This is a genomic window from Alitiscatomonas sp. (assembly GCF_037242085.1).
GTDB classification, from domain to species: domain Bacteria; phylum Bacillota; class Clostridia; order Lachnospirales; family Lachnospiraceae; genus Alitiscatomonas; species Alitiscatomonas aceti.
The window spans coordinates 21,255-34,272 of record NZ_JAXXBR010000054.1; the positions used below are offsets into that span (position 1 = coordinate 21,255).

At 54.2% G+C, this 13,018-nt stretch carries 11 protein-coding genes and 1 other RNA gene; 9 read left to right on the forward strand and 3 right to left on the reverse strand.

Features of this window, described 5'->3' with window-relative positions:
- Positions 1–7: 7 nt before the first annotated feature.
- The 5 genes from WIH05_RS03900 (at position 8) to WIH05_RS03920 (ending at position 5,725) form a co-directional block, all read left to right on the forward strand.
- Entirely contained in the window at positions 8–715 is a 708-nt protein-coding gene (locus tag WIH05_RS03900) for a class I SAM-dependent methyltransferase (protein WP_158357521.1), read from the forward strand.
- Positions 702–1,502, forward strand: coding sequence for a Nif3-like dinuclear metal center hexameric protein (locus tag WIH05_RS03905; protein ID WP_022274027.1), 801 nt, complete (start codon positions 702–704; stop codon positions 1,500–1,502). The genes WIH05_RS03900 and WIH05_RS03905 overlap by 14 nt, the downstream gene beginning before the upstream one ends.
- Before the next feature lie 19 nt (positions 1,503–1,521).
- Positions 1,522–3,177 (forward strand): nucleoside kinase, encoded by a 1,656-nt coding sequence (locus WIH05_RS03910; protein ID WP_337425021.1) that lies wholly within the window; start codon positions 1,522–1,524, stop codon positions 3,175–3,177.
- A gap of 70 nt (positions 3,178–3,247) precedes the next feature.
- An RNA gene (gene rnpB, locus WIH05_RS03915) (RNase P RNA component class A) lies at positions 3,248–3,594 on the forward strand.
- Positions 3,595–3,688: 94 nt separating this feature from the next.
- Positions 3,689–5,725, forward strand: coding sequence for a tetratricopeptide repeat protein (locus WIH05_RS03920; protein WP_337425007.1), 2,037 nt, complete (start codon positions 3,689–3,691; stop codon positions 5,723–5,725).
- Positions 5,726–5,794: 69 nt separating this feature from the next.
- On the opposite strand, the gene WIH05_RS03925 is transcribed toward WIH05_RS03920, so the two are convergent.
- From WIH05_RS03925 to pyrB, 3 genes are read right to left on the reverse strand one after another with little or no spacing between them, the layout of a single operon-like run.
- Positions 5,795–6,538 (reverse strand): sulfite exporter TauE/SafE family protein, encoded by a 744-nt coding sequence (locus WIH05_RS03925; RefSeq protein ID WP_022274030.1) that lies wholly within the window; start codon positions 6,536–6,538, stop codon positions 5,795–5,797.
- Positions 6,539–6,541: 3 nt separating this feature from the next.
- Positions 6,542–6,964, reverse strand: coding sequence for an aspartate carbamoyltransferase regulatory subunit (locus WIH05_RS03930; RefSeq protein WP_022274031.1), 423 nt, complete (start codon positions 6,962–6,964; stop codon positions 6,542–6,544).
- Positions 6,958–7,881, reverse strand: coding sequence for an aspartate carbamoyltransferase (gene pyrB, locus WIH05_RS03935; protein WP_262426893.1), 924 nt, complete (start codon positions 7,879–7,881; stop codon positions 6,958–6,960). The genes WIH05_RS03930 and pyrB overlap by 7 nt, the downstream gene beginning before the upstream one ends.
- Before the next feature lie 181 nt (positions 7,882–8,062).
- Between pyrB and WIH05_RS03940 the strand changes: the two genes are divergently transcribed.
- From WIH05_RS03940 to WIH05_RS03955, 4 genes are all read left to right on the forward strand, one after another.
- The gene (locus WIH05_RS03940) at positions 8,063–8,875 is read left to right on the forward strand and encodes a hypothetical protein (protein ID WP_337425008.1); all 813 of its coding nucleotides are present in this window, start codon (positions 8,063–8,065) and stop codon (positions 8,873–8,875) included.
- Between the two features lie 145 nt (positions 8,876–9,020).
- Entirely contained in the window at positions 9,021–9,791 is a 771-nt protein-coding gene (locus WIH05_RS03945) for an ABC transporter ATP-binding protein (protein ID WP_337425022.1), read from the forward strand.
- Entirely contained in the window at positions 9,788–11,692 is a 1,905-nt protein-coding gene (locus tag WIH05_RS03950) for a CARDB domain-containing protein (RefSeq protein ID WP_158357509.1), read from the forward strand. The genes WIH05_RS03945 and WIH05_RS03950 overlap by 4 nt, the downstream gene beginning before the upstream one ends.
- On the forward strand, positions 11,679–13,016 hold the full coding sequence (locus WIH05_RS03955) for an ABC transporter permease (RefSeq protein WP_337425009.1): 1,338 nt from the start codon (positions 11,679–11,681) through the stop codon (positions 13,014–13,016). Before WIH05_RS03950 ends, WIH05_RS03955 begins: the two co-directional genes overlap by 14 nt.
- The last annotated feature ends 2 nt before the right edge of the window (positions 13,017–13,018 follow it).

The window sequence follows — 13,018 nt, forward strand, 5'->3', positions numbered from 1 at the left end:
AACAACGATGAGATTATCAGACCGTCTGGAAACGGTGGTTTCCATGGTAAGGCCGGCAGAGTCGGCGGCAGATATCGGCACAGACCACGGCCATGTGCCGGTGGAGCTGGTGAGAAGGGGGACCGTAAAGCGGGCCCTGGCCATGGACGTGCGGAAAGGCCCGCTGTCCCGGGCAGAGGAATCGGTGGCCATGGCGGGTCTGGAAAACAGGATCGAGACCAGGCTCTCCGATGGACTGGAAAAGCTGTCTCCCGGAGAGGCGGAAGCAGTGGTCATTGCCGGGATGGGCGGAGAGCTGATGATACATATCCTGGAGCAGGGACGCCACATGTGGGACTCTGTGGGACAATGGATCCTGTCGCCCCAGTCGGAGATCCCGAAAATGCGGAAATGGCTCTGGGACAACGGTTTCCCGGTGGAAAAAGAAGAGATGGTCTTTGAGGACGGGAAATTTTATACGATCCTTTCTGTGGGCAGGAAGAGAGAGGATGATCGGGAGGAGCGGCCGGAACGATTTTTTTATTACAGCCAATATCTGATCGATGCAAAGGATCCTGTTTTTCTGAAATATTTAAAGGAAGAGGAAGAAAAGCTCTGCTCCCTGGCAGAAAGCCTGGGTCCTCTGGGCGCACACTCGGAGCGGGCCGCCGCAAAGAAGCGGGAAGCAGAAGAGGATCTGCGGTATAACCGGGAGGTACAGAATGAGATGCAGTGAGATCATAAATATACTGGAGGAGCTGGCGCCCCATCGTATGGCCTGTGAGTGGGACAACCCGGGGCTTCTGGCGGGAAGGAAGGAGAAGGAAGTAAAGAAGCTCCTTCTCTGTGTGGATGCCGATGATGAGGCAGTGGCTCTGGCTGTCCGGCAGGGGGCAGATATGATCGTAAGCCATCATCCGCTGATCTTCAGATCCATAAAGCGGGTGACCGATGAGGACTTCATCGGCCGGCGGCTGGTGGAGATGATCCAGTCGGATCTTTCCTATTTTGCCATGCACACCAATTTTGATTCTGCCCCCGGCTGCATGGCGGACCTGGCGGCAGAACGGATCGGGATCTGCGGCGGAGAGCCGCTGGAAGCCATGGGAGAGGAGAATGGGGTCCTTTATGGGATCGGAAAGACAGGCAGCCTTGAGACTCCTGTGACGGGAATGGAGCTGGCCCGCCGGGTAAAGGAGACCTTCGGCCTGCCCTTTGTGACGGTTTATGGAGAGGGGCTGTGGGAAAAGGAGCTGGTGGTACGGGCGGCTGTCTGCCCGGGATCCGGAGGCAGCACCATCCAGGCGGCCCTGGAAAAAGGGGCCCAAGCGCTGATCACCGGGGACATCGGCCACCATGCAGGCATCGACGCGGCAGCCCAGGGACTGATGATCATTGATGCCGGCCATTACGGCCTGGAGCATATTTTTATGGACTATATGGAGGGATACCTGAGACAAAGACTGGGAGACCAGATACAGATTTTAAAAATGCCGGTTCATTTCCCGGCGGCAGTGGTGTAGGATAGGAGGTCTGCTTATGATGATCAAGGTTCATGCATGCGGAAAGACCAGAGAATACCCGGAGGGGACGCCGCTCTTTACAGTGGCGGAGGAGTTCCAGCCGGAGTTCCAGGAGGATATCCTGCTGGCCCGGGTCAACGGGAAGCTGAAGGAGCTCCACAAGACGCTGACGAAGGAGTCCCAGATCGAATTTCTGACCTTTCAGGATCCGGTGGGGAAAAAGACGTATGAGCGAAGCGCAGTTTTGGTAATGCTGAAGGCCTTTTATGATGTGATCCCCAGGGAAAAGATCAAAAAGGTCCAGATGGATTTCGCCCTGGGAAACGGGATCTATGGAGAACTGGAGGGCGACGTGGCCCTGACGGAAGAGCTCCTGGACCGGGTGAAGGAGGAGATGCACGTTCTGGTGGAGCGAAAGCTGCCGATCGTAAAGCGCAGCGTCAACACCGATGAGGCAGTGGAGCTGTTCGGCCGCCACGGGATGCATGATAAGGAGCAGCTCTTCATGTACCGGCGGGCGTCCAGGGTCAATATTTACAGCATTGAAAAATTTGAGGATTATTTTTACGGATACATGGTGCAGAATACAGGGTATGTGAAATATTTTGACCTGATCCCATATCACTCCGGATTCCTGCTCCTGCTCCCGGAAACGAAAGCTCCCCGGAAGGTGGAGAAAAGCAGAAACCATGAAAAGCTGTTCCAGGTGCTGAGGGATTCTTACCGCTGGAGCGATTGCCTGGAGGTCCCCAATGTGGGAACCTTAAACCGGCTGATCTCGGAAGGAAAAGCGGCGGATCTGATCCTGATGCAGGAAGCACTCCAGGAAAAGACCATCGGCAATATTGCCGAGCAGGCGGCAAAGGCCGGGGACAAGAGACTGGTGATGATCGCCGGACCGTCCTCCTCTGGAAAGACCACCTTCAGCCACCGTCTGGCCACCCAGTTCCGGGCCCTGGGCTATACGCCCCACCCCATTGCTGTGGATAACTATTTCAAGAACCGGGAGGATTATCCCAGGGATGAAAACGGGAAGCTGGACATGGAGGCCCTGGAATGTGTGGACATTGAAAAATTCAATGAGGACATGAATGGTCTTTTAAACGGCAGGCTGGTGGAGATCCCCAGATTTAACTTTGTGACCGGGACCAGGGAATACAATGGAGATTTTTTAAAGCTGGGAAAGAACGATGTGCTCATCGTCGAGGGGATCCACTGCCTCAATGATAAGCTCAGCTATTCCCTTCCGGCAGAAAGCCGGTTTAAGATCTATATCAGCGCCCTGACCCAGCTGAACGTGGACGAGCATAACCGGATCCCCACGGCAGACGGGCGGATCATCCGCCGCATGGTGCGGGATGCCAGGACCAGGGGGACCTCGGCTCTGGAGACCATCCGCCGCTGGTCGTCGGTGCGCCGGGGCGAGGATAAGAATATCTTCCCCTTCCAGGAGCAGGCAGATGTGATGTTCAACTCAGCGCTGGTCTATGAGCTGGCGGTGCTGAAGCTGTATGCGGAGCCCCTTTTATTCAGCATCCCCAGGGATGTGCCGGAGTACGACGAGGCAAAGCGGCTGCTGAAATTCCTGGATTATTTCCTGGGGATCGACAGCGAGATCATCCCCAAAAACTCCATTATCCGGGAGTTTATCGGAGGAAGCTGCCTGAAGGTATAAAGGGATAGAAGAAAATGCCAGAACGGCGGTATGGACATACGAAAAAAATTGTGGTATAGTAAGGAGGTTCTGAGTAAGACAGATGGTCGCTGCTGCATGACCGAAAGGATGCAGGAGAGGAAAGTCCGGGCTTCAAAGGGCAGGGTGCCAGATAACGTCTGGCGGAGGCGACTCCAGGGACAGTGCAACAGAAATAAACCGCACGGCTTGCCGTGTAAGGGTGGAAAGGCAGTGTAAGAGACTACCGCCTCGCTGGTAACAGAGAGGGCACATGTAAACCCCATCCGAAGCAAGGCCGAACAGGGAGCATAAGGCGGCCCGTCTGCTCCCGGGTAGGCCGCTTGAGCTGTCTGGCGACAGACAGCCTAGATAGATGACCATCCAGGACATAACCCGGCTTACAGTCTTGCTCAGAGCCTTATAAAAGACCGGTGTCAGACCGGCGGAGAATCCCGTTTCCGGGATTCTATTTTTATCCAACAAAAGCAACATTTTTACAGGAGAGCATTCAATGAGTACAAAAATAAAACGGGCGCTTTTCCTTCTGCTGGCCTTTGCCGTTCTCTGTGCAGGGTGCAGCAGAAAGGAGGAAACGGCAAAAGAAGAGAATCCCAAGATCCGGGAGCAGATGGCCCTGGCAGAAAAGTATCTGGGCGAGCAGAAGTTTGATGAGGCCATCGAGGCGCTTCTTGAGGCAGTGGAGCTGGATCCGGAGGATGTGGACGTCTATCTGAAGCTGAGCGAGATCTATGCGGACCAGGAAATGGATATGGAAGCCATGGATATCCTGGAACAGGGCTGGGAGGCATCCCAGGACGAGGCCCTGCGGGACCGGTACGTGGAAGTGTGTACGGAATATGCGGAGAAGTATTTTAATGACGAGGAGTTTGACAGCGCCATTGAAGCCTACGACCGGGCCATTGCCGCAGATGAGACCTGCAAAAAAGCGTATCTGGGACTCCACCAGGTCTACCTGTATCTGGAGGAGTACGACAGCGCCGACGTGGTGCTGGAGGAAGGCTGTCTGGTTACCGGCGATAAGGAGCTGGAGGAGATCCGGTTCAAGAGCCTGACGGAGCTGGGGCAGAAATTTGTGGAGGAGGAGAATTACGAGTATGCCATTCCCTGTCTGGAAAACCTCCTGGAGGCAGGCCGGGGCGATGACAATACCCGCCTTGCCTTAAGCAATGCCTATGCGATGATGGAGGAATATAAGAAATCCATCGAGATCCTGGAGAATCTGGAAAACAAAGAGGATCCGTCCATACAGAGCAGCCTTGCCACGGCCTATGCCCGTTATGGAGAGCAGTGCTTTAATGAGGGAAATACGGAGGAGGCAGTTACATACCTGACAAAAGCCAGGGAGCTGTCCCCGGATACCATGGATATTTATGTGACCATGATCGCCCTTCATATGGATTCCGGTGATCTGGCGGCAGCAAAGACCGTGGTGGATGAGGCAGTGGCCAAGTTCATGGATGCAGACGCTGCGGCAAACGAGCGGTTTGACGATCTGCTTTACGAGATCTCCGGTTATTATTCGGAAACAGAGGATATGGCCGCAGGCTTAAGCTTCTGGGAGAAGGCGGTGGCCTTAAAGCCGGATGATGAAAGCTACAAGGGCGAGCTGGAAAATTACAGGGCCACGGCAGCCGACGAGGCGGCCATGAAGGCTGGAGAGCTCCTGGAAAACGGAGACGGGCCTGGAGCCATGTCTTACTTCAAGAGGGCCTATGTTTTATCGCCTGCCAGCATCGTTCCGGGCTTTTTATCCAATGAAAACGGAACGTATTACCTCAATGAGGACGGTACCTTCCGGACCGGCTGGTACGACGCGGGAGACGGCGATATTTATTACTTTAATCCTGCCCAGGGAGCGGCCTACGGCTGTTCTGTCATGGGATGGCAGAACCTGGACGGCAGCGAATATTATTTCATGGATGACGGCCGTCTGCTGACCAATGAGGAGACTCCGGACGGATTCATGGTGGGTCCGGACGGAAAGAAGATCGGAACGGTCCCCACAGAAGAGGAGACAGAGGAGGAGACCGAGCCGGAGGCAGAAGAAGAGACTGAGAGCGGCCAGGAGAGCGAAGGCCAGGAGGAGACCTCCCAGGAGACGAAGCCGTCCGGTTCTGGAACCCACAGCGGCAGTCTTAAGCTGAATCCGGAGCTTTTAAATAAAGCCAGGGAGGGAAGCGGAGCCTATGCGGTCAAAAAGGAAGAGCTTTTCTCCGGCGCAGAAGGCGTAAGCCTCACCTTAAATGATGTTTATAAATGCATGAGCCAGTATGGGATGCAGGTCCAGTGGATCCTGGAGGAATCCACCTACGAGCTGGGTATGGGAGATATGGTGATCTGGGTATTCCCGGGCCAGAGCCTGGCCGGAGACGGCGTGGTGGTAAAGGATGCGGAGGAGTACAGGGAATCCCTGCGGAACAAGACACTTCCGGAGGGCACCACCTTTGCAGTCCAGTTTGACGCCAGGGCCACAGGTACCAATGAAACAGTGGATATTGAAAAGATCCGCGAGATCAATGGCCAGTAAATAAAGAAAAGACGTTTTCTGTTCCATGAAAATGGAGGAAAACGTCTTTTTTGTCATAGGACAGCCGGCTTATAAGTGATCCAGGATCAGAGAGAGTCCGGAGACCATCAGAAGGACAGTCACTGACAGCCTGGCTGTCCGCTCCGGCAGCCGTCTGTGGAAAAAGATCCCGATAAAGAGTCCCAGGACCATAAAGGGAGCCAGACAGAGGGCTGTTTTTGCAGCCTCCAGGGTCAGGATCCCTGTGGATCCATAGAGGAACAGGCGGAAGGTGTTTTCTGCCAGAAAAACCATACAGTTGTTGGCCCGGAACTGGCTCTGGTCTCCGGCGGTACGGCTCACATAGGCCACAAGAAGGGCGCTGACGCCAAAAAGCCCGCAGAGGATACCGGAGAGGAGTCCTATGATCACCAGAAGAGCCGGGGACGCGCTTTTTTCAGAGCCGGGGGTTCCGGATCCAGAGGCTTTCCGTTCCCTTAAAAACATTTCCAGACCTAAGAATACCACCACAAAGCCAAAAAGGATCTTAATGGTCCTGGCATCTCCGGTCTTCAGAAAGAACACCCCTGGTATGGAGCCGGCGATCACCAGGAGGCTCAGAGGGATCCAGATCTTTGGCCGGATCCCATTCCGTTCCGTCCAGGCGATCCACAGATTGGAGGGGTAGCCCAACAGCAGATCCACTGGAGAAATATTTACATTATCAGTAAAAAATCCTGCCAGGGTGCCGAAGACCAGGGTGTTGGCAAAGCCGCACATGCCTTTTACCATATAGGCCGCCGTGACGGCCAGAAAAACAGGGATGGTCAGCATGGCCTAGCTGTGCTTCTCGTCACAGTACTGGCAGCGGTAGACTTCCTTTTCTTTATCAGCCAGATAGAAGATATGGGGAAGCTCCTGCTCCACGGATGTGATGCACCGGGGATTCTTGCAGTGGATCACGTTGACAAGACGGTCGGGAAGGCTTAAGCAGCGCTTTTCCACGATCCGCTCGTCCCGGATGATGTTGACGGTGATGGTGTGGTCGATATAGCCCAATACGTCCAGGTCCAGGGAATCCAGAGGTCCCTCGATCTTTATGATGTCTTTTCTCCCCATCTTGCTGCTCCGGGCGTTTTTGATGATGGCCACGGTGCAGTCCATTTTTCCCAGTCCCAGATATTTATAGATCTCCATGCTCTTTCCGGCCTGGATGTGATCTAAAACAACGCCTTCTTTGATGCCGCTGATATTTAACATGGTTTTTCCACCTCCAGTAAAGTCATGATCAGAGCCATACGTACATAAACGCCGTACTGGGCCTGCTTAAAATAGGCGGCTCTGGGATCGTCGTCCACCTCCACGGAGATCTCGTTGACCCTGGGAAGGGGGTGGAGTACGAACATATCGGGTTTTGCCAGCTTCATTTTTTCCTGGTCAAGGATATAGCAGTCCTTCATGCGGATGTAATCCTCTTCGTTGAAGAAACGCTCTCTCTGGACTCTGGTCATGTACAGGATATCTAACTCCTCCATAGCGTCATCCAGGTTGGTGGTCTCACGGTAGGGGATGTGGTTGGCGTCCAGGACGTTTTCCTTGATGTAATCGGGCACCTTAAGCTCCGGCGGAGAGATCAGTACGAAACGGATCCCCGGGTAGCGTACCAGGGCGTGGATCAGGGAGTGGACCGTACGGCCAAATTTCAGATCGCCGCAGAGGCCCACAGTCATGTCCCCCAGGCGTCCCTTTAAGCTTTTAATGGTCAGAAGGTCGGTCAGGGTCTGGGTGGGATGCTGGTGGCCGCCGTCTCCGGCATTGATCACAGGGATGGAAGATTTGGAGGCCGCCACGTATGCGGATCCCTCTTTGGGGTGGCGCATAGCGCAGATGTCAGCGTAGCAGGAGATCACGCGGATCGTATCGGAAACACTCTCGCCTTTGGCCGCAGAGCTGGAATCAGCCGAAGAAACGCCGAGGACGCTGCCGCCCAGGCTCAGCATGGCGGATTCAAAGCTCAGCCGTGTTCTGGTGCTGGGCTCAAAAAAAAGAGTCGCCAGCTTTTTGCCGTCACATACGTGGGCATATTTGGAGCGATTCTTTTCGATGTCGGATGCCAGGGATAATAACTGATCAGTCTCTTCGACGGAAAGATCCAGAGGACTCAGTAAATGTCTCATGAAATATTCTCCTTTCATTGATCCCGGGCCGGAAAGCTGCCGACGGACAAGGCCGCGCCGGGTCCTTGGCATTCTGGCCCTGGTACCCTCATTATAACGGATAGCCAGGGGAAATTCTACATTTTTTTCAAAAATATGTTATAATATCCTCAAATGAAAATTTAAGTGGATGGAGAGACCAATGAGAAAAACCATGGAGCAGATCGTAATAGAAGGCCAGGCTGCCAGATGCGGGAGCCTGGAGGAGCTGTATCTTTTATGGCAGATGATGCAGCAGATGGAGGAGGAGCCCTTTGGGAGCACATGCTATGAGGAGATCGACCCCAGGAGCTTTCATATAGACGGCGCTGTGTCCCCGGAGCATTACGACGGGACTCTTTTCGTACTGAAGGAGACCAGCATGAAAAAGCAGATCAGAAAGGGCCAGACCATGCCGGTGGTCTCCGATGTCCGGAGAGACCTGCGGACAGGCAGGAGCCCGTCGGGGGAAGTGGAGTACCTGTCTTATCTGAGGGGGATGAAAAGGATCCTGGACGGAGGATCCGCGTCCGGCGATAAAGCCCCTCTTTTGAAAACGGCGGTGATCTACGTGAATAAGAGGGGAGGAAAGGGCGCAGCCGATGATATCAGCATGGATTACGGATTTTATTATTCGGAATTTCTGAAGCGGCAGATCCAGCTCCTGGAGCCCAGGACCATCATCTGCTGCGGCGAGGACATTTTCCGTCTGGTGGCCATGGAGGTATTCCAGAATAAGAAAACGAAGAAGAACCAGGAGACCTATATGAAATGGAAGGACGTGGTGGCTGGCGATATCCTGCCGGCAGACCGCCGGTTTAAGCCTGTAAAGGATCTGGCCAAGGCCGATATACAGGTGATCCGCATGTGGAACCCGGCGTACCGGGTCAACAACGGCCAGTACGTATCCCTGGAGGAATACCTGCGGGAATTCCAGAGACGCACGGAGGGCGCAAAAATTTGTAAGAATTGTTAAGCAATTCTCTATATCCAATGGGACATGGTTTTTATATAATGATAACAGGCATATAGAAAGAAATATAAGGAGAGGGATGCGCGTGGAAGCAGAGAAAAAGCGGGAAGTGGTGATCCGGGTACGGGATCTCTATAAGGTATACCGCATGGGCGATACGAAGGTCTATGCGTTAAACGGTGTGGATCTGGATATCCGCCGGGGAGAATTCTGTGCCATTACAGGCCCCTCGGGTTCTGGAAAATCCACACTGCTGAACATGCTGGCCGGTCTGGAGCACCCTTCTAAGGGAGAGATCGTCATTGCCGGAAAGCATATAGAAAAGCTGAACGAGAAGCAGCTTGTGACGTTCCGGCGGGAGCGGGTGGGTTTTATCTTCCAGTCCTATAACCTGATCGCCACCATGGACGCAGTGGAGAATGTGGCCCTTCCCCTGTCCTTCCGAGGGATGGGAAAGGCCAGGCGGGCCAAGCGGGCCAAGGAATATCTGAAACTGGTGGGCCTGGAAAGATTCATGACCCATATGCCCAACCAGATGTCCGGCGGACAGCAGCAGCGGGTGGGCATCGCCAGAGCCCTGGCGGTGGATCCCCAGATCATTTTTGCAGACGAGCCCACAGGAAACCTGGATTCCAAAACCACCATGGAGGTCTTAAAGCTGATGCAGACCATTGTGCGGGAACGGAACCAGACTCTGGTGATGGTGACCCATGACAACAATCTGGCCACCTATGCGGACAGGATCATCAAGATCATTGACGGAAAGATCGTCAGCATTGAAGAAAACCATAAAGAAGCGGACCTGGAAGCGGCCCGGGAGGAAGGGGCCCAGAAAAATAAGGACTGTAAGGAGGCGGCCCGGGAGGAAACGCCCCAGAAGAAAATGACAGAGGAAAAAGAAAGCGGGGAAAATCTATGAGAGAGCGGTTAAAGCGGATATTTATTTTATTTATGGCAGCGGCGGTGCTTCTGGGGGCGGCGCCCTCCACAGCCTTTACAGCCCTGGCAGACGAGAAGGAGACGGAGAACGAGGATCTGGAGATCCCCAAGGTCTTCCATAAGGATGACGATAATGAAGTGGTGCGCATCGTGATCGGGAAAACTCCCTCCATCACCATCGGAAAATCTTCCACTATCTCCATTGCCGTAAAAAATACCACCGATACAGACTGGCTGGAGAGTGAGATCTGGATCGCGCCGGAGGCCGATTACCAGGGATATTACGACGAGATCGAGGACGAGGACGGCGAGATCATCAAGACCATGAACGCCACCTACCCCTTTGAGATCACCGACAGCCTGAATAAGCACTATAAGATCGGCCACATCAACGCAGGGGCTAAAAAGACCGTAAACCTGCGGGTCAATGTAAAAAAGAACCTGAAGGAAGGCTATTATCCTGTAAAGCTGTATATTTCCAAGCGTTCCAGAGGCGAGGACGGTATGTCGGGCGAGTTCCAGAAGACCGTCATGGTATGGGCAGAGACAAAGGAGGCGTCTTCCACCTCTGAATCCGATGAGTCCAGCACCGAGCCCATCGGCTTTGCCCTGGGAGAGAACCAGTCCACACCCCAGGCAAACTACAATGAGGTCATGAATTTTAATATGAACCTCAGGAACACAGGCTACAAGACCGCCTATGACGTGCGGGTGGAAATGGAGCTTTCCGAGGATATCACCAAGTTCCCCTTTGAGATCAACGATGGAAACTATGACCGCTGGATGAACAATATAAACCCGGACCAGACCGTGGAGGTGCCGTACAGCATGGCCATCCGGGAGGAGGCAAAGAGCGGCTATTATCCCATTAAGTTCAAGATCCGGTACAGGGAAGAGGAAAACGGGGCGTTCTTAACGCCGGTGGAGGATACCTTTTATGTGCGGGTCATCGGAAAGGACGAGGAGGACGAGCTTTCCGACGACGCCGGAGAAAACGAAAGGACCAAGGCACGTATCATCGTGGACAGCTTTGAGACGGATCCGGCCAGGATCCTGGCGGGTCAGGATTTTACGCTGAAGGTGAAGATGAAAAACGCATCCAGCGACATTACGGCCTCCAATATCCTTTTCACCTTTGAACCGGAGGCAGTGGAAAACAGTCCTGTGTTCACCACGGCCAACGGCTCCAACTCGGTGGTGGTCAACAGCCTGGCTCCCGGAGCGTCGGAGGTGCTGACCATGAAATTCACCTCCAGCCCCAGCGCCGAGCAGCGGGCCTATAACATCACCATTACAGAGCAGTACGACAGCCCGGAGTTTAAAAATGCCAAGGAGACGGTGAAGATCGCCGTGGCCTTAAAGCAGGAGGCCAGGCTCAATACGGGAACCATCGAGGTCATGCCCGATTCCATCGAGGTGGGGACCGAGACCAACATCATGTTCCCCATCAACAACACGGGAAAGGTGACCCTTTATAACGTGACCGCCATTTTTGAAGCGGATTCCATCCAGCGGGCGGAGAGCTATGTGGGCAATATAAAGCCCGGAGAGAGCGGCAACGTGGATGTCATGGTCGCCGGAGCCGCCCCGACCATGGACGAAGGGAAGATCCGCCTTACCATTACATACGAGGACGAAAACGGCGTGGTGACGCCGGTGGAGAAGGAGGTCCAGCTTTTTGTGACAGAGCCGGTGATCATGGACGATCCGTCCATGGACGTGGGAAATATGGACATCCCGGAGCCGGAGCCCACGAAAATGGAGCTTCTTAAGAAATATGCCGTTCCCCTGGGAGCCGCAGCCGCCGTCCTTCTGATACTGGTCGTTGTTCTTATCAAACGGAAAAAGAAGAAAGCGGGAATGGACGATGAAATTCTCTGATCTGCTCCGGATGAGCATTAACAATCTGAGACGAAGAAAGCTGAGGACCGGTCTTACGGTCCTTGGCGTCGTGATCGGAACTGCCTCCATCGTAGTCATGGTCTCCCTGGGCATCGGCCTTAAGGAGATCACAGTGGAGCAGTACGAGTCCTCGGGGAGCCTCACAAAGATCCAGGTGTACCGGAATTACGGCATGGGTGGTTCGGAAAACGAGGAGGACGGCTTTATTACTGATAAGACCATCGAAAGCTTTAAAGCGATCCCCCATGTGAAGGCCGTCTCCCCGGTGCTCTCCACCTATGTGCAGATGCGCCAGGGCGCGTACGAAGGCTCCTCCAGGATCGAGGGCTTAAGCCGCGAGGCCCTGGAGGAGATCGAGCTGGGGGAGGGACGGCTTCCGGATCCGTCCTCCGGCACCATGGAGCTGGTGGTGGGTCCCATGGTCGCCCAGAACTTCTGGGAGGCCAAAACAGGAAAAGGCTTCTGGGAGACGGGAGAGCAGCCGTCGGTGGATCTTTACGGAAAGCCGTTTTTTACCATGTTCCAGAGCTCCGGAGCCGAGGAAAGCGGCAAGCAGAAAAAATATGTGTTTCCTGTCAGCGGACTTGTAAAAAGTGATACTGACGAAAACGGAAATCCGATGTATAATGAATACAGCTATGGCATATACGCGGACGTGGAGACCCTGAAGACCCAGTTAAAGCGTATCTATAAAAAGAACCCGATCCCCGGGCAGCCCGTCAATAAAAAGGGAAAGCCCTATAACTATTACGTTTATGACAACGCGTATGTCTATGTGGACGATATGAACAACGTCATGGAGGTGCAGGCGGCTGTAACGGATATGGGATATGAGGCCCACAGCAGCATGCAGTGGCTGGAGCAGGCCCAGGAGCAGATGGATATGATCCAGGCGGTGCTGGGAGGCATCGGAGCCGTATCCCTTTTTGTGGCGGCCATCGGTATCGCCAATACCATGATGATGTCCATCTACGAAAGGACCAGGGAGATCGGCGTTCTGAAGGTGCTGGGGTGCGCCCTGGGAGACATCCGCAGCATGTTCCTCATTGAAGCCGGATTCATCGGGCTCATGGGCGGAGCGGCCGGGCTTTTGTTAAGCTACGGCGTTTCCAGCCTGATCAATAAATTTCTCGGTTCCGGGCTCATGGGCATGGGCGGAGGCGGCGGGGATATTTCCCGCATCCCCATGTGGCTTTCGGCGGCGGCCGTGGGCTTTGCCATTGTCATCGGCATGCTGGCAGGACTGTTCCCGGCCTTAAGGGCCATGAAGCTGAGCCCTCTGGCAGCCATCAGAAACGAATAGGC